The 18,091-nt window shown below is 47.6% G+C and carries 15 protein-coding genes, 5 tRNA genes and 1 rRNA gene; 1 reads left to right on the forward strand and 20 read right to left on the reverse strand.

Features of this window, described 5'->3' with window-relative positions; all coding sequences use genetic code 11:
• Positions 1–118: 118 nt before the first annotated feature.
• The 7 genes from EKM89_RS12260 to EKM89_RS12290 form a co-directional block, all read right to left on the reverse strand.
• Positions 119–203: transfer RNA gene (locus tag EKM89_RS12260), tRNA-Leu, on the reverse strand.
• A gap of 80 nt (positions 204–283) precedes the next feature.
• Positions 284–1,165 (reverse strand): homoserine kinase, encoded by an 882-nt coding sequence (gene thrB / locus EKM89_RS12265; RefSeq protein WP_125688930.1) that lies wholly within the window; start codon positions 1,163–1,165, stop codon positions 284–286.
• A gap of 5 nt (positions 1,166–1,170) precedes the next feature.
• Entirely contained in the window at positions 1,171–1,662 is a 492-nt protein-coding gene (locus tag EKM89_RS12270) for a SprT family protein (RefSeq protein WP_125688932.1), read from the reverse strand.
• On the reverse strand, positions 1,655–3,847 hold the full coding sequence (locus EKM89_RS12275; protein ID WP_125688934.1) for a Tex family protein: 2,193 nt from the start codon (positions 3,845–3,847) through the stop codon (positions 1,655–1,657). Before EKM89_RS12275 ends, EKM89_RS12270 begins: the two co-directional genes overlap by 8 nt.
• A 299-nt stretch (positions 3,848–4,146) precedes the next feature.
• Positions 4,147–4,611, reverse strand: a complete 465-nt coding sequence (locus tag EKM89_RS12280) for a hypothetical protein (RefSeq protein ID WP_125688936.1) — start codon at positions 4,609–4,611, stop codon at positions 4,147–4,149.
• Positions 4,612–4,629: 18 nt separating this feature from the next.
• The gene (gene nadE, locus EKM89_RS12285) at positions 4,630–5,460 is read right to left on the reverse strand and encodes an ammonia-dependent NAD(+) synthetase (protein WP_125688938.1); all 831 of its coding nucleotides are present in this window, start codon (positions 5,458–5,460) and stop codon (positions 4,630–4,632) included.
• A gap of 29 nt (positions 5,461–5,489) precedes the next feature.
• Entirely contained in the window at positions 5,490–6,956 is a 1,467-nt protein-coding gene (locus EKM89_RS12290; RefSeq protein ID WP_125688940.1) for a nicotinate phosphoribosyltransferase, read from the reverse strand.
• Positions 6,957–7,259: 303 nt separating this feature from the next.
• Between EKM89_RS12290 and EKM89_RS12295 the strand changes: the two genes are divergently transcribed.
• Positions 7,260–8,003 (forward strand): WecB/TagA/CpsF family glycosyltransferase, encoded by a 744-nt coding sequence (locus tag EKM89_RS12295; protein WP_125688942.1) that lies wholly within the window; start codon positions 7,260–7,262, stop codon positions 8,001–8,003.
• Here the strand turns inward: EKM89_RS12295 and EKM89_RS12300 are convergent.
• From EKM89_RS12300 to rrf, 13 genes are all read right to left on the reverse strand, one after another.
• Complete coding sequence (locus EKM89_RS12300; RefSeq protein ID WP_125688944.1) at positions 7,942–8,445, reverse strand: GNAT family N-acetyltransferase; 504 nt, start codon at positions 8,443–8,445, stop codon at positions 7,942–7,944. The genes EKM89_RS12295 and EKM89_RS12300 overlap by 62 nt on opposite strands.
• A gap of 72 nt (positions 8,446–8,517) precedes the next feature.
• Positions 8,518–9,219 (reverse strand): GntR family transcriptional regulator, encoded by a 702-nt coding sequence (locus EKM89_RS12305; RefSeq protein WP_048736252.1) that lies wholly within the window; start codon positions 9,217–9,219, stop codon positions 8,518–8,520.
• Between the two features lie 38 nt (positions 9,220–9,257).
• The gene (gene nagA, locus EKM89_RS12310) at positions 9,258–10,400 is read right to left on the reverse strand and encodes an N-acetylglucosamine-6-phosphate deacetylase (protein ID WP_125688946.1); all 1,143 of its coding nucleotides are present in this window, start codon (positions 10,398–10,400) and stop codon (positions 9,258–9,260) included.
• 88 nt (positions 10,401–10,488) lie between these two features.
• Positions 10,489–11,292: a pyrroline-5-carboxylate reductase gene (gene proC / locus EKM89_RS12315; protein ID WP_125688948.1), complete on the reverse strand. Its 804-nt coding sequence runs from the start codon at positions 11,290–11,292 to the stop codon at positions 10,489–10,491.
• Positions 11,293–11,482: 190 nt separating this feature from the next.
• Positions 11,483–13,438 carry a S9 family peptidase gene (locus EKM89_RS12320; protein WP_125688950.1) on the reverse strand — a complete coding sequence of 652 codons (1,956 nt, stop codon included), beginning with the start codon at positions 13,436–13,438 and terminating at the stop codon, positions 11,483–11,485.
• A 229-nt stretch (positions 13,439–13,667) separates the two neighbouring features.
• Positions 13,668–13,739: transfer RNA gene (locus EKM89_RS12325), tRNA-Gln, on the reverse strand.
• A 10-nt stretch (positions 13,740–13,749) separates the two neighbouring features.
• A tRNA-Tyr gene (locus tag EKM89_RS12330) sits at positions 13,750–13,832 on the reverse strand.
• A gap of 82 nt (positions 13,833–13,914) precedes the next feature.
• A complete protein-coding gene (locus EKM89_RS12335) occupies positions 13,915–14,730 on the reverse strand; it encodes a metallophosphoesterase (protein ID WP_125688952.1) in 816 nt (271 codons plus the stop codon).
• Between the two features lie 81 nt (positions 14,731–14,811).
• Positions 14,812–16,293 carry a peptide MFS transporter gene (locus EKM89_RS12340; RefSeq protein WP_125688954.1) on the reverse strand — a complete coding sequence of 494 codons (1,482 nt, stop codon included), beginning with the start codon at positions 16,291–16,293 and terminating at the stop codon, positions 14,812–14,814.
• 399 nt (positions 16,294–16,692) lie between these two features.
• The gene (locus EKM89_RS12345) at positions 16,693–17,001 is read right to left on the reverse strand and encodes a PTS sugar transporter subunit IIB (RefSeq protein ID WP_125688956.1); all 309 of its coding nucleotides are present in this window, start codon (positions 16,999–17,001) and stop codon (positions 16,693–16,695) included.
• A gap of 661 nt (positions 17,002–17,662) precedes the next feature.
• A tRNA-Thr gene (locus EKM89_RS12350) sits at positions 17,663–17,735 on the reverse strand.
• Positions 17,736–17,767: 32 nt separating this feature from the next.
• Positions 17,768–17,840, reverse strand: a tRNA-Asn gene (locus EKM89_RS12355).
• Positions 17,841–17,846: 6 nt separating this feature from the next.
• Positions 17,847–17,963: ribosomal RNA gene (gene rrf, locus EKM89_RS12360) — 5S ribosomal RNA — on the reverse strand.
• Positions 17,964–18,091 lie beyond the last annotated feature (128 nt).

Genomic DNA, 18,091 nt, shown 5'->3' on the forward strand with positions numbered 1-18,091 from the left:
ACAAGTATACTAGAATTTTTTCGCAGATTCGAGCGTTATGTTTTAGTGCGCCCAAATATTCTTTATTTCATATAAAAGCACTGATCAAATTCTGATCAGTGCTTACCGTAAATTCTGATGCGGCCAAGAAGATTCGAACTTCCACCCGGATTACCCGGACAAGATCCTTAATCTTGCGCGTCTGCCAATTCCGCCATGGCCGCATTAACTCACAAGAAATAGTATAACAAATGATTCGTCACCTGACAATATTTTTTGCAAGTTAATTCAAAATAATTTAAATTTATGCATCCGTGAGAACGGTGGCGCCGTCCTGATCAAGGTCTAAAATCCGTAAACTTCCCGGTAGATCAGCCTTTGCCAATTTAGCCCGTAATAAAGTCAATTGCGCAGAAGTTCCAAAAGTCACAACGGTTGGACCTGCCCCACTTAAATAAGTTCCGGTAATTCCCAGGTCGTGAGCCGCATCCCGAATCTGATTCAGTTCAGGAACCAGCTGAGAACGCGCCTGTTCATGAAATTCGTCGCGTTCAATCATTTGCGAAGCTAAATCCCAGTCCTTAGTCATTAACGCTGCGACCAAGACGTTGGCGACACTGCTTGCATGGACTGCCGTTTCCAGTGAGACCTTCTTGGGGAGCGCTTCACGACTCTTTTGCGCCAATAACGTCTGTCCTGGAATGAAGACCAGAACACGCAAGTCGGGTAAGGGCAACTTGATTGCATTGGCCTGATCACCGTCAACCGTTGCCACGGCCGCCTGCCCCATCAAAGCCGGAGCGACATTGTCCAGTTCACCACCTAATTTTACAGCCCAGTTCAACTGTTCCGGAATCGTCAAGTTCAACTCACCTAATTCATTGGCAATCTTGATGCCGGCAATCACAGCACTTGTGGAGCTCCCTAGCCCCCGGGAGACTGGGATATCTGACATGACGGTCAGCTGGTGAGGTTGTAAGTCCGGCTTGATCTGTAAGGCCGTTTGCACCATCAAATTGTGCTCATCACGTGGGATCTCCGTGCCTAAAGCATGATTGACTCGCCACTCTTCCGTCTTTTCTTCGATGATGACAGTCAAATATAGGTGTAGCGCTGCACCAATCGAATCGATACCTGGTCCCAAATTTGCTGAGGTCGCTGGGACCCGAATGATTGTTTTACCCATTCTACTTACCTCCTAGTTGTTACTGGTCGCGTCGCTGCAATCACGGTTTTCTGCCATTTCAGTCGACCGTGACAGTGACCACACACCATTTTAGAAACGTCGATTCGCCGGGCCCGGTAATATTGCTGATGACAACGCGTGCAGACGTAGAGTTGCCACTGGCGCACCCTGGGCTTAGCTTTCACAGGTGCCGGCGCATAACGTAACCCGCCGACCTGTTGTAACAAAACTTTAAATGCTGCCGTTCGATGCTGACCAGATTGACCCGCCAAGTGTAAGTGGTAGTGACACAGTTCATGTTTAATAACTCCCACCAATATCGACAAATCGTGTTCCGTCAACATTTTCGGATTAATTTCAATGTTGTGGTCTGTCAATCGATACCGACCACCCGTAGTTCGCAGCCGTGCGTTAAACGTAGCTTGATGTCGAAACGGTACACCAAAACTCTCTTTTGAGATTTTTTCAACGAGTCGCTGTAACTCTTGATCAGTCATGATGGTCAGTTCGCATCGTCAGTTGAATACGTTGGCGATTCTCATCAACACGCAACACCCAAACCGTCACGACGTCGCCGATGGTCACAACTGTGCTGGGATCTCCAACGTAATGGTCGGCCAACTGCGAAATGTGAACCAGACCGTCTTGCTTTACGCCAATATCCACAAACGCCCCGAAATCGACCACGTTACGGACCGTACCTTGTAATTCCATCCCCGGCTTTAAATCCGCCATCGTCAACACATCTTGACGTAGCAATGGTGCCGGCATGGTCTCCCGCAGATCACGACCAGGCTTCTTCAGTCCATCGAGAATATCTGCTAAGGTAGCGGTCCCCACCTGTAAACGTTCAGCCCATTGCTGCTGATTAAACTGTGCCAGTTGCTGTTGTAATTTAGGCGTCCCGATACCCGTTTGCTCATCCAGCGCACCCAAGAGTTTCCTTGCCACTGGATAGCTTTCGGGATGAATGTCCGTATTATCCAATGGTTCGGTTCCACCGATGATTCGCAAGAACCCAACGGCCTGTTGATAAGCCTTAGGTCCCAGTCGGGGCACGTGCTGCAAGTCTCTGCGGCTGCTAAAGGATCCATTCTCATTGCGATAGGCCACAATATTTTGTGCCGTCGTCGCCGTCAATCCAGAGATATGTGTTAGCAGTTCTGGACTAGCCGTGTTGACGTTAACCCCAACTTGATTGACCGCCGTTTCAACAACTCGGTCTAACTGACCATCTAACGCCTTTTGGGGCACGTCATGTTGATATTGCCCGACGCCCACGGCTTTAGGATCGATTTTGATCAGCTCGGCAAGTGGGTCCTGCAACCGCCGGCCGATGCTGACCGCAGATCGCTCCTCAACGTGAAAATCGGCAAATTCGGCGCGCGCATTCGCACTCGCAGAATAGACGGAGGCACCGGCTTCATTGACCAGCACATAATAAACGGGGTGATCAAGTGTCTTCAAAATGCCACTGACAAATTCCTCAGATTCCCGACTAGCGGTCCCATTCCCGATAGCAATCATTTCAACGTGATATTTCTCGAGTAATTGCTTGAACTCGGGTGCCGCTGCAGCCCGTTTCTGCGCGTTGGCTGGCTTGTGTGGATAAATAACTTGCTTGGCTAAGAAACGGCCATTAGGATCCATAATCGCTAGCTTACAGCCGGTCCGATACGCCGGGTCGAAGCCCATCACGACTTTGCCCTTTAATGGCGCCTGCATCAAGAGGTGGTAGAGGTTGTTCCCAAAAACCTGAATGGCATGCGCACTGGCTTTGTCCGTCAGTTGCCGCCGCAATTCCCGCTCGATAGCCGGTCCTAGAAACCGCTTATAGGCATCGGCAAACGCAGCTTCCAGCTTAGCAACGGCGGGCCCATGATGCTGACCAACTAGCCGAAAATGCCCGTACTGTAAAATAGAGGCCGAATCAACAGTTAGACTAACGGTCAGAATTTTTTCTCGCTCACCACGGTTCAACGCAAGCACGCGGTAAGGTGGTAACTGTTTCAAGGCCTGCTGAAAATCGTAATAAGTCGCGTAGACTTGCTGCTCATCATTGTCGGCAGCACCACGCTTTAACTTACTGGTCAACTCACCATGCTGCCAAGTGTAGTGTCGAATCCACTCACGAAACGCCGCTTGCTCACTAAACGTTTCGGCAAGGATCTCGTGAACACCCGCCCACACAGCCGCCACATCGGGTAGTTCCTTAGCTGAATTAACAAAGGTCTGTGCCTTAGCCGTTAAACCGTCCGCTGGAAAATGCAACAACCAGTTGGCTAAGGGAGCCAGCCCCTTTTCACGGGCAATCGTGGCCTTTGTACGCCGCTTTTGCTTATAAGGAAGGTAGAGGTCTTCCACCTGCTGAAGCACCGCAGCGTGAGCCAGATTCTGCTGTAGTGCTGGTGTAAGCTTGCCTTGCTCTTGAATGATTTTTAAAACCTCTGCTCGCCGTTGATTCAGTTTTGTCAGTCGATGCGCCTCGTCTTCAATATCACGAATAGCAACTTCATCTAACGACCCGGTACGCTCCTTACGGTAACGGGCGATAAACGGCACCGTATTGCCTTCATCTAATAGGGTCAACACAGCTTGAATCTGTTGCACACGGTACTGGCTTAGACTTTGATGCACTGGTTGTGCTAAGTCACTCATTTTCGTTTCACTCTGGATTGCCATGCAACCCCTCCATTATCAAATATATTATCGGTGAGCCGGTCACATAGTCGGTCTGACCGGTCGCTTTGACGACTTCAATCGTCAGCTTTAACCCACTTCACTTTCAGCACTTTTAACAAACCTCGTTCATCAATTAAGCCTAACTCATACGTGCATTATACCATGATAGGCATTGTAACCGTTGACGGTACGCTGAAGTCCAATTCGATTTTTCACATGACTTGAGGTCCAAAGAAGCCATGCGACCAGCACCGATTGGGACTAGTTGCACAGCTTCTTAATGATACTAGTAATCACGATTACAGTGGGCTGTTCATAATCCGCTGCGTGTTGGCAGTTACTTTTTCCATCGCGTTTTCTTGTGTTTTTTCTGCAGTATCGAACACCGCTTGGTTAACAGCTTGGTGTTCAACATCGATGCTATCAGTCATCGACTGACAAGCCTCCACGTAGATTCGGTACGCGGCCACTAACGACTTGTGTTTGCCCAGTACCCGAACTGGTGCATCGGCCTGTTCCAGCTTATTCAAATTCGTTTCATAAGCATCCGTGCCCCGTTGGAAATTGTCCGCAATCTTTTGTAAATCTACTTGAGAAAGTTCGTTCACTTTTTGATCATCAATAGCCTGCCGTAAGGTTTCAAAATCGGCATTCATCTGACCGGCACCCTCCTCTGTTCCCTGTAAAACGCTGGAGAGGATCTGAATGTAACCGGTCATATTGTTTTTTTGCGTTTTATTCTTCCGTACATGATTTTTCTGCATATTTGCTTCCTCCAAACCTTATTTTCGCCAGAAAGTATCGTAAACATTGACTGGCAGGTGCCGCTTATGTGCCGTTTTGCGGTACCACCCTTCAATGACTTCCGCAGCGTGATCACTAACGGTCTGTCCCTCTAAGTAGTTATCGATGTCATCGTAATGCACACCTAAGGCTGCTTCATCAGGTAAGGCTGGTCGATCATCTTCCAAATCAGCTGTTGGTACTTTCTTATACAGATGTTCTGGCGCACCGAGTAAGGACAACATTGCCGCACCTTGGCGCTTATCTAACCGCCAAATTGGGCAAATATCAGTCGCACCATCCCCATACTTGGTGTAAAAGCCGGTAACCGCCTCGGCCGCATGGTCGGTCCCCACTACAGCCCCATTGCGGGCGCCCGCGATAGCATACTGAGCAATCATCCGCTGGCGAGCTTTGATGTTGCCCTTGTTGAAATCACTAACGGTTTCATCGTTAGCACTCACCGCCGCTACCATCGCATCCGTTGCCGGTTGAATGTTAACGCGCTTTACCTCGTCAGCACCCATAAAATCGATTGCCATCATGGCATCGTCTTCATCGGCTTGCTCACCATAAGGCAACCGAACAGCAATGAACCGGTAATCGTTGTCACCGGTCTCCTGCCGAAGTTCGGTCACAGCCTTTTCACACAGAATCCCACTCAGCGTGGAGTCCTGGCCACCAGAAATCCCCAACACCAACGTCTTCATAAAGTCATAGCGTTTCAAATAATCCTTGAGGAAGTCGACACTTCGCCGAACTTCAGTTGCGGGATCAATGGATGGTTGCACCTTTAAAGCTTCAATAATCTCTTTTTGCATCGCACGCATGTTACCTGCCCCCTAATATTTTTGCTCGACTATTCGGGCATCTTTTGCACGTAAGCATGAATATCTTTGATGATGGCCATCTTGTGGTCCCAGCAATCTTGTGACAGATCAACTGGATACTTTTGCGGATTTAGGTCTCGTTTGTACTCTGGCCATAGATTTGCCAGCGCCCCACGCGCACGGTCTCGTACAGCGGACAGCGTTGGTAACTTATAAACCAACTGACCCTCTTCAAAGATAGATTGTAAAATTGGTCGTGCATTAAAGTCATTGACCGTCTTATTAATGTAGGTATAACTCGGGTGGAACATAAAGATAGACTCTTCATTACGCGGATCTTCATCGATCAGTGTAACGTAATCGCCTTCGGTCTTGCCATCAGCCTTTTTAGTGATTCGCCAAACTTGCTTTTTCCCTGGCGTCGTTACCTTTTCGGCATTGTTCGACAGCTTGATGGTTCCCTGCATCTTACCCGCGTTATTTTCAATGGCGACCATCTTGTAAACGGCGCCTAAAGCTGGTTGATCAAAAGCCGTAATCAGCTTGGTTCCAATCCCCCAGACGTCAATTTTGGCATCTTGCATCTTCAAACTTTGAATCGTTTTTTCATCCAAGTCGTTTGACGCATAAATCTTAGCGTTTGGGAAACCTGCTTCATCTAGCTTTTGCCGAACCCGTTTGGATAAGTAAGCCATATCACCAGAATCGATTCGAACCCCTTGGAAGTTGATCTTATCGCCGAGTTCCTTAGCTACCTTAATGGCATTTGGCACCCCACTACGTAAAGTGTCGTAGGTATCCACTAAGAACACACAATCATGGTGGGTTTCCGCATAAGCCTTGAAGGCCTGGTAATCATCGCCGTACGCCTGAACAAGTGCATGGGCATGGGTTCCACTGATGGGAATCCCAAAAACCTTACCAGCACGGACATTAGAAGTGGCGTCAAATCCACCAATATATGCTGCTCTGGTCCCCCAGATAGCGGCATCAAACTCTTGTGCTCGCCGTGTGCCAAATTCCATGAGTGCGTCATCCCCAGCAACGGAACGAATTCGAGCTGCCTTGGTCGCAATCAAGGTTTGATAGTTAATAATATTTAAAATGGCCGTTTCAACCAGTTGGCAGTCAGCCAATGGCCCTTCGACTTGTAAGAGGGGCTCGTGTGCGTAGACCAGTTCCCCTTCAACCGCAGAACGAATCGAGCCACGGAATTTGAAGTTGGCTAAGTAATCTAAGAAATCTTCCGAATAATCTTCAGCTTCTCGTAAATATTCAATATCGGTTTGGGAAAAATGAAGATTTTGGATATAATGAACAATGTGCTCCAAACCAGCAAAAACTGCATAGCCGTTATGAAATGGCATGTTGCGGAAAAACACTTCGAAAACAGCGTGCTTATCCGCAATTTTTTCTTCAAAATAGGTTTGAATCATATTGATCTGGTACGCATCCGTGTGCAGAGTGAAACTGTCATCAGGATACAAATTAGTCATAATGAGTTACTCCCTTAGCTGGTTTTCAAATCAAACTTTGGTGACGGTGACTATCCAATGGTCTCGTCATCAAACAAGTTCTAAAAAAGTTGGTAGTTCTAATCAGTTACTAAACGTAAACATTAGGCAGTCTTGTCATCCATGGCTAACAGGGACGTTTCTAGCCGCCATCATTAGCTTAATGGACCATCAGCTGAATGCCAATAGACTTATTTTAGCATGAAACGCGTAGAGCGTCATAGATTATTCACACCGTCGCGCTGGCTTAATTAGTCTGCGTGACTATCTTGAAAGGAGTCACCTATGCAATCCACATTTCCGACCGTTACGATCCTGGGCATCCCCTTCGTCAAAACGACGGCGACCAACTTCACTGCCACCTTACAACAACGAATTACACAAGGTCAGTCAACGTTCGTCGTTACCGCCAACCCAGAAATCGTCATGTACGCGCACAATCACGCTGACTATCATGAGTTATTACAGAACGCCGATTTCATCACGCCAGATGGCATTGGAATTCTCGACGGCGCTAAAATTTTAAAACAGCCCCTCCCAGAGCGAATCACGGGTTTTGACACCTTAGAAGCCCTTTTAAAATGGGGCAGTGATCAGCACCGTTCCGCTTACTTTGTTGGTGCTAAACCAGCAGTGATCGATCAGCTACGAACATTACTCCCACAGCAATATCCAGGATTGAACATCGTCGGCTTACATGACGGCTATTTTCAAGACGATACCGCGGTGATCAGCGATATTCAACGCACGCAACCAGACATGGTCTTTGCGGCATTGGGATTTCCTAAACAAGAACAGTTTATCCAAACACATCATCACGTCACGAAAGGACTCTGGATGGGTGTCGGCGGCAGTTTTGACGTGCTTGCCGGTGCCGTCGACCGAGCTCCTCAATTCTGGCAGGACCATCATTTGGAATGGTTCTACCGTACCGTGAAGGAACCCAAACGACTCAAACGGATTGCCGTCATTCCTCACTATCTGCAACTCGTTCGTCAGCAGGCCAAACGTACGCAATCTCGTGGATGATACCCTGTGACTTCTGGACCATCGTTTTTCGAAAACCCAGGTGCTGGTAAAATTGCTGGGCCGGTGTGTTTTGGGCTAAGACCCACAAGACGACCTTATGAAATCCCGCTTGCTGCAGCGTCGCACGGGCCTGAGTGACCAAATTACGACCCACACCCTGATGCTGGGCACTGGCCAAGAGATAAATTGACCGAAGTTCACCCCACCCAGTGAATTTCGTATCACGTGCAGGACCAAACGCACAGACGCCGACCAGTTGTTGGTCCTCAAAAGCTAACAATGTCCGGCGCCAACTCCGTTCGGGGTGCCAGCTTGCCGTCGTCATTCTGGCTAACCAGGTAGCTGGTAACCATGGCCGGTATGTTTCCCGCCATGTCGTTAAGTAAAGCTGAGCAACGGCCGTAAAGTCATCATCCGGTCGCGCAAATCTAATTTGAAACATCTCTCTATCACCACATTTACAAGAAGTGCCTCACAGCTGGAATCTTGATTCCACACGTGAGGCACTTTTTAGCTATTTTTCCAGGTAGAACTCGAAACGTTCCCCCACGTATTGGGTTCGAACGTATTCAAACGGCGTTCCATCCTGTAACGCTGTCACCTGTCGCAACCGTAAAATGGCATCGCCACGCTTAATGTTTAAGTACTCAGCGATCCGTTCGGATGCAGACATGGCAGAAACCGTTTGTTGTGCCTTACCAGGTGTCAACTTCTTTTTATCTTCCAAAGCACGGTACAGTGAGCTCGTAACTTCCTTCTTGCTCAAACCATCGACCAAGCTTTCCGGAACCGTGGCCACTTCAAAACAAATCGGCACGTCGTCGCCATAACGAATCCGTTCCATTCGTAATACTTGGTCGTCTTCTTTCAATTTTAGCTTTTCGGCCTCACTCAAAGAAGGACTCATGACATGATATGAAATGGTCTTACTGGTCGGCACCTTACCCTGATTCAGCATCAATTCGGTAAAACTGGTGACACCAGACATCTTTTCCTGGACCTTCTGGTTGGCAACGTAAGTCCCAGAACCCACTTGGCGTTCCAGAATCCCTTCGTCAACCAAGGTTTGAATGGCTTGCCGCAACGTCATCCGACTCACATCAAAATCTCGCGACAGTTCTCGTTCAGACGGAATTCGGTCGCCAACCGCCCACTTTCCAGCCTCAATTGCGCGTTTAATGTCATTATGAATTTGAATATAAATCGGTGAGCTCACAGCACCCAACGTCCCTTCTCAAAATAACTTCTAATTTTCTACTTCACTAATTTCTGCATGTTCCGACCCACACTGTAGGTCGTATCCACGTGTAAGTCCCGCGTCAACAAGTTCAAGTCGGCATCACGACCCACCACTAACTTACCTTTTTGAGTCAACCCAAATTCTTCGGCTTGATTGACCGCACTCATCTGCACAGCATCATTAACGTCACATCCTGTAAAGTCGATCACGTTTCTAAAGGCCTCGTCATAACGTAACACAGACCCAGCTAAGTTACCGCTCTCCAGTCGTGCTTGCCGATCCTTAACAATTACCTTTTGACCACCAAGTTCGCTGACACCTTCTGGCATTCCCTTAGCTCGCATGGAATCTGTCACTAGTTCCAGTCGATGAGAACCTTTTTGTTCGTAAGCTAGCTTAATCATGTCTGGCACGATGTGAAATCCGTCACAGATCAATTCACAGTATAAGTTGTCCTCCAGCATTGCATGCCCGGTGACCCCTGGTTCGCGGTGCCGCAATCCCCGTTGTGCATTGTACAAATGCGTCACGTGGGTTGCCCGACTCTCTAGTAACTGTTCACGGGTCGCATTCGAGTGTCCCACGGATGGCACAATGTTATTGGCTAAACAATAGCCTTCAAACGCCTTGGCACCAGCATCTTCTGGTGCATACGTGATTAATTTGACCCGCTTGCCTGAGAGTTGATTCCAATGATCCAGCAGTTTAACATCTGGATCCTTAATATACTTCTCCGGCTGAGCGCCCTTAAAGATTGCCGCGATGAATGGTCCTTCCAAGTGAATACCTTGGATCAAAGGATTCCGTTCAGCTGCGACGGCGATTCCTTGCATAGCATGAGAAATTGCATCGTTAGACTGGGTCATCGTCGTTGGAAAAATCGACGTGATTCCTTCTAACGACATTAGATTGACCATTTTATCAATCTGATCAGCATCCCCATCCATACTATCATATCCGTAGCCACCATGGCTATGAACATCGATGAACCCAGGGACAATGGTCCGGCCCGTTACCACGTGAATTTCATCGGCAGGCAATGGTTGAAAATCAGCCACGGGGCCCACTGCTTCAATTTGACGGTCGAATCGAATGTAACCGTCAGGGATAACCTCATCCCCGGTGTAAATTTTAGCGTGCTTTAAGACAATACTCATGAGTCTCCTCCTCATCAAGATGCAGCTTCTAAGTCAACATACTCATTATAATCGGTATAGACCAAAAAGGCAACTGACGCGGTCATTTTTATGCTGGATCACCGGCGTCACGTTTGATTGTGGCGTCAATCCCCTTTACAACAGCCGTCATGAGTCCTGCTTCTTCCATAGCAAGCAAACCGGCCACAGTACTCCCACCTGGCGAAGCCACCTGGTCAATCAGGGCAAAGGGAATCTTGTCACTCTCGAGAACCATCTTAGCTGACCCCAACGTAGCCTGAGCAGCAATCTGTGTGGCTTGGGTCTTAGTCAGGCCATACTTCACGCCAGCCCGACTGAGACTATCAATAAAGAAATCAATGTAAGCCGGTGAACTCCCAGCCAGCGCACTGAACACGCCAAACTGATTCTCGGCCAGCTCCGTGGTAGAACCGATCGTATTGAAGACCCGTAGTGCAGCGGCCAACCGGTCCCCCGTTAGGTTATCATTAGCAATTACCGCAGTCATCCCCGCCTGAACCTCGACATTAACATTGGGTAACGTCCGTAAAATCGGGACTTTCTTGCCCACAATCTCAGCCATCTCTTTCAGAGATAATCCAGCAACAATCGAAATCAAGGTCTTCTCACCGGTTGCTAAGACATCCGCAATCTCCCGTAGAACGTCCTTAGCCACGTTAGGGGTCACGGCTAAAACCACCAAGTCGCTCGCCGTTGCTACCGCGACGTTGCTGTCAGCGGCAACTAGATCATGCGCCGTTGCGTAAGGCTGATAACTCGTTTGGCGGTGACTGTGCACGACTACATCGGTTGATGCAAACGTCTTTGCCGTCAGCAACCCGCCAATAATCGCTTGGGCCATGCCACCGACTCCAATAAATCCAATTTTCATAATCAAATACCCTATGCAAATCGCTGAACAACGCTATAGTCGCTAGCCGACTGCATATTACCTTCCCTTAGTTTCAGCTTCACTATCAGTCTAATTCATACCGTTTATTCAGTATAGCATAGCAGTACGAACAAACGTTCTTGTTTACGTAAACAATATAACCTTTACAAAGATCATACAAAGTCTAATGTCATTTCTGATCTATCACTGGTAAATGCGCCTTAAACCACTGATTGATCCGTTTCAAGCGCTCAATCCGTAAGTTGGGCAAACCAGAACGTGATAACTCATGATTCGACTGTGGGAATAAGACCAGTTGTGTCTCAACGCCTGCTTCTTTTAAACCCACGAAGAATTCCTTTCCCTGCGTCGTTGGACAGCGTAAGTCCTCTTCACCATGCAAAATCAAAATCGGCGTCGTTGCCTGTTGAACGTACGCTAACGGTGAAAAATGCCAAAGTGTGCTGATATCTTGCATATTCTGCTTAAGTTCCCACGGTGTGAAGAAGTAGCCGATATCACTAGTTCCGTAGAAACTGATCCAGTTTGAAATTGACCGCTGCGTCACCGCGGCTACAAACCGTGACGTGTGTGTCTCAATCCAGTTAGTCATAAAGCCACCATAAGAGCCACCCGTCACGCAGAGTTGCGTCGGATCAATCGTTGCATCCAATTTAAGTGCCGCGTCGGTTCCCCGCATCAGGTCCTCAAAATCCCCCTCACCATAGTGACCGATAACTGCTTCTTCAAAAGTCTGGCCATAACTGTTCCCACCACGAGGATTAATCGTAATGACACCGTAACCCTGACCCGCAAGGTACTGTAACTCGTGATAGAACCCGTAGCCAAAGTCGACTTGTGGCCCACCGTGAACGTACAAAACGGCAGGATGCTTAGCCGCTGGCGTTACGGGTGGAAAATACCAACCTTCGATATCCCAATTATCGGCGCCTTTAAACGTGAAGCGTTGTCCGGCCACCAGTGCGTGTTTGGCCTCATACGTCGCATTGGGATTGACTAACTCTTGTTCGTCGCCACTGACCACGTCAAGGGCCTTTAAATGGCTCACACTGGTCATGGTCGACTCCGTAAAGACGATGGTCTGGTCATCAACCACACTGAAGTCACAGATAGCCCGATCACCACTCAGGAGCGGTTTGACGGTATCTGTCCTCAGATCTTGACTGATTAAGTTTAACCGACCATGTTCATTTTCAAGTAAAATAACGGTCTGATCATCTAACCAGGCGACCCACTGCCCCGAAAGCCGCTGTTGACTGTCGATAGCCAACATGTCGCCAACTTCCACATCACGTGGCGCCGTCAGATCAATCAGGTTGCCGGTTGTAATCTCGGCGACCCAGGCATGCGACTGGGAAACGTTAGGAATGTGATTATCCTGTCCCCACATCAAAACCCGTTGGCCATCTGGCGATAGCTTACCGAGACCAAACGCCCCCATGGCAACCGCCTGGTTCAACAAACGCTCAACAGAACCATCAAAGGGGTGCCAAAAGACACCCGTACTGAAATCATGCTCATCGTCTGGCATGCGATCGCAATCAAAGACAAGTCCCTTTTGATTAGCATCGGTGATATGAAAGGGATGCTCGCGTTCAAGCACAACGACCTGGTCATGCGTCGTCCATTCGTACCGGATTGCCTGGTAAGTCAATCCGGTCGGCAAAACGCCTTGCCCATTTGCTTGATACTGTAGCCGGTCAATCACTTGGACCGTCGGCTGGTCGCTCGGCTTAGCGGTACCAGTCGTCGTTTGAAAGTAGAGGTACTGACCATCCGTAGTCCAAACGGGCGTAGTCACGTCTGCATCGCCGTGGGTAATCTGTTCGGGAGCACCACCATCCAAGGGCACTAGAAATAGTTGCACGTGGTCCCCCACCACACCCGTAAAGGCTAAGCGCTGCTTGTCAGGGCTTAGCGCTAGCTCATTGACACTGACATCGTTTGGACTCCATTGTCGATGATCACTGCCGTCTACTAAGTTCACGCTGTCAATCGTGGCGCAGCTCAAATTCTTTTGTTGGTCTAGTTGACTCTCTAAGTAGTACACCCGTTGTCCGTCGCTCACTGGCTGTGCCAGTGGACGCAAGGCGAACAGGTCCTCAGGTTGCACGCATGTTGCCATTCATAGAACCCCACTTTCTATGTCAAATACACAAATGGTCTGGAGCAATTATTAATTTGACTTTAGCGAAGTTCCCTTGAATTGTCAATTTTTTGACCGCACGAATTTGGTAGCGAATACATAATTACCCTCGCCAATCACCTAAACGATCCCTAACGTTGCTTAGACACCCATTAGCAGCTCTTTGAGCGCATAAAAAAACCAGTCACACACCGTGACTGGTTCTTAGTTGGGCTAACTGGGTTCGAACCAGTGCATCACGGGATCAAAACCCGTTGCCTTACCACTTGGCTATAGCCCAATAATAAAAATGGTGGGGAGTGGATTCGAACCACCGAACCCGAAGGAGCGGATTTACAGTCCGCCGCGTTTAGCCAGACTTCGCTACCCCACCAAAATGTGAATCGCCGTAACGAATCAACTTCATTATCATACAAAATTCTGCATAAACCGTCAAGTCTTTTTTAGCAGTTTTTTTATTTTAGGTCAATAATTCTTAATCTTTGCTGCCATTCCGTCATAAAATTTGTCCCCTGCCACTCATTGATTCGCCGATTATGGTAGCCTAACGTCTGATTATAGTACCAGGTCACTCCAAATTGTTGTGGTGCAAAATGCCGGTGAACGTGGCCAAACTGCACGATTTCAACTTGATAGCGGGCTAACAGTTCGCCCAACCGCGGACTGCCCATCATGGCATTGGCCATGTTCCAAAACCGATCATCATCCGTATAACGAATGTAGTCGCGGCGAGGAACAAAATGGGTCATGAATAAAACGTGTTTCTTCGCAATGTGCGCAGCCTGCAGTTGCTCTTCGACAACCGTCAGCACGTGATCCATGCGTTCACTATCACTTATTGGCTGAATAATCGTACTGTCGATCCAAAAGGCCCGTTTCCACGCTAAAAAATTGCGTCCCTGCAGGTTATCCGCAAACTGATAGTCATACCAGCCATTATTGCCGATTATCCGCCAGTCAGTACCAGCAATGTCTAAATACCCCGCATGAAGATAAGTCGGCGCTAACGGCGATTCTAGGGCCGCATACGTCACATCATGAAGCATGTCATGATTACCCGCAATAAACCGAACCTTGGCAGGTGCCAGTTCGCGCTGTATCGCTGTCGCATAAGCTAGTGACTGGTCAAAATGATTGGTGATATCTCCTGCAATCAGATAGACACCCACGCGTTGTTGCCGCAAATAGGTTGCTTGTTGGGACAGAATGTCCGCCACAGACTGTTTGTTGACGTCAAAATGTAAATCGCTGATTATCGCGACCCTAACCATCAGCAAATCCTCCTCCATTTATTGCACTAAAAAATGCCACTCCGTTTAACCAGAGTAGCACTTTTTGTCTTATAACGTGATTTATTTGATACCGGCCATCAAGTTCTTGATTGGCTTGACCAAGGCAAACATAATCAACCCGGCCACGATAGCCACAATAGCAACCCCCATAAAGTAGGCAGCTTCGTTTTCTGGCGTATACAGCTTAACAATCTGTGCGTTAACGGCCTGACCAGCAGCATCGGCTAAGAACCACATACTCATCATTTGTGATTGGAAGGCCTTTGGTGCCAACTTTGTCGTTACGGACAGCCCAATCGGTGAAATCAGCAGTTCGGCAATTTCAACAACTGCCCAGCTACCAACTAACCAAAGTGGACTAACCTTAGCACTCGTCCCAAATAAGACAACTGGGATAACCATGATCAGGTAAGATGCTCCGGCAAACAACATACCAGTTGCAAACTTAGCTGGTGAGCTTGGTTGCTTCTTCCCCCAACGGTTCCACATGGCGGCGAAGAATGGCGTGTAAATCAGAATGAACAGTGGATTCAACATTTGGTACCAAGATGGCAAAATATGAACACCTAAGAAGTGGTTGTTCGTCTGGTTGGCAGCAAATAACGCCAGAACAGATGAACCTTGTTCTTCAATTGCCCAGAAGATCATTGCGGCAATGAAGAGACCTAAGTAAGCCCAAACATGCTTCCGTTCAGTCGTTGTAACCTTTTTACTTGTCAAGAAGATCACGAAGTAAACAACTGGTGCAGCAATCGCAATCACGGAAAGTAACAGCACGAAGTTATTTAAGTTCAATGAACCCAGGAGGTACATCAGAACCAACACTAAGGCAAAGGCGACTAAACCAATGCCTGAACGTACAGTCAGTTTCTTCATGTCACCAGGTTCCAATGGATCAGTTGGGTATAGGCTGTCCTTGCTCAGGTACTTCTTACCACCGATCCAATATTGAACCAGTCCTAAGAACATCCCGATAGCAGCTAAGGAGAACCCTAAGTGGAAGTTATACTTCAGACCCAACCAACCAACAATCAGTGGTGCGACTAAGGACCCTAAATTAATCCCGAAAACGAAGATGGTGAATCCGGAATCCCGGCGCGTATCACCCTCGTCATACAGACCGCCGACCATTTCAGAAACGTTAGGCTTTAATAGCCCAGTCCCCAATACGATTAAGAGGATGGAGATGAACAGGGCCATTGACCCAGCAGGAATGGACAACGCAATGTGCCCAAACATGATCAAGACACCACCGATGAAGACAGTCTTTCGACTTCCCCAAACACGGTCACTCATGTACCCCCCAAGAACTGAGGATAAGTAAACCATAGACCCGTAAATGGACATTACGGAAGCAGCGGTTGCTTGGCTAAATCCTAGACCACCCTTAGTAATCGAGTAGTACATGTAGTAGATCAGGATGGCCCGCATGCCGTAGTAACTGAACCGTTCCCACATTTCTGTAAAGAACAGAGTCGATAATCCACGCGGTTGACCGAAGAAGGTTCGATCTTGGCTGGTTGATTCTGGTTTGTTATTCAAAACTATAATACCTCCAGTGCTTTTTTCAAAATGAATATTTTTATCTTTCGCAGTCGCCAGTAGAAATTTCAATGGCGCTGATGTCTCATAGCTCTCTAATAAAACATAGTAGTTATTATACTGCATGAAGTCGTGTTACGCAACGGTTTCCTTAATAAAAGCGTCTCCATCCCCCGGTATCACGCGAAAAAACAATGATGGAATTATTAGCTATCTCATGCAATCTTCTTATTTTTTATTCATTTCGGGGTAACACTCATTATTAATTTTTTTATGAATAATATAAAAAAAGTGATTCGACCTTAACCTGGTCGAATCACATAATCAATTTTGGGGAGAGGTTGCCAATCTTTAAGTCAGTCGAATGAAGGCAATTCTGACAGCTACTTCCGCGTTAACTTAAGCGACAACGGCTTTTTGATCCAGCTGACGGCAAGCAAACTTAACCAGAGCTTCCCCATTCAGCCAACCATAAATATCGTTAGGAATCTCAACAACTGGAGCAACGGAACTAATCTGCAAGCTTTCCCCGTCTTGTGGCACCAGCAAAACTAAATCTTGTTCGGCAACTAACTCCGACGTCACATCATCGCTGCTGACCGCGCTAAACCTCAAGGGTACTTTACGCGTTTCCGCAATTCGCTTTGCTTCTCCTAAAAATAAGTGTCCACAGTTCCCTTTGCCAGATACTAACAATACATTCTTCATAATGACATCTCCCGATTTCTTTTTCATTCGTTAGTTACAGGATAGCACTCGTGAAGGTATACCACAATAGAAAAAATGCAAAAATCAATTTTATTTTTATTTGATTTTTTGCCGTAAGATAGGCGTTTTAGTTATCTATACCAATTATTTTGTAATGACTATACCAATATTAGAACTTTGTGAAAACGCTATCATTTTCTAATCGTATCGGTAGTTTGTAACCGTCCGACCCTCACCCTAATCAGCTACCCGGTAATACAGCTTCTAATTTCGCAATGTCCGTTTAGCATTTACAATGTAGAAATTATCACAAATTTTCGAACAATTATCAAACTTGCTATCTAGTCGGACGCAATTCAGTTGCGGCGTCGACCGATTTCTGAGGTTCCCTGAGTCTTCACCCTCATGGCAACAGTCAATGAGCCAGCATGTCCCGCTGCATGCCTTTGTCTGCCTTCATAGGGTACTTGTACTTATAAGGCCCTTCCGTCAGCGGCATTCGTTATAGTTATTACGCCCAGTCCAGTTATCGCCAGTCGGCCCAATGGCTGGTTAATAACTGATTTTACGGTACCTTGCCACATCCTCAGGATCATCTTAATTATTTATTTTTATGGCCACAAAAAAAGCCGCTAGTCCCAACGACTAACGACTGTTCTGATGCCGGCTGAGGAATTCGAATCCCCGACCCTCGGTTTACGATACCGATGCTCTACCAGCTGAGCTAAGCCGGCATATAACTAACTGGCTAACCAGGTTAACCCGACTCCGGCAGGCGGGCTCGAACCGTCGACAACCTGATTAACAGTCAGGTGCTCTACCAACTGAGCTATGCCGGAATAATCGCGTGGCAACGTCCTATCCTCGCAGGGGGCGATCCCCCAACTACTATCGGCGTGCTAAAGCTTAACTTCCGTGTTCGGCATGGGAACGGGTGTATCCTTTAGGCTATCGCCACCACACTATAAGAGAACTTCTTCCCTCAAAACTAGATATTAGTCAATTATTTTCTCTTTGAGAACACCACGTTTTACAACTTGGTTAAGTCCTCGACCGATTAGTACTGGTCCGCTCCACGCCTCACGGCGCT

Origin of the sequence: Levilactobacillus fujinensis (genome assembly GCF_003946335.1) — a bacterium.
Lineage (GTDB): Bacteria > Bacillota > Bacilli > Lactobacillales > Lactobacillaceae > Levilactobacillus > Levilactobacillus fujinensis.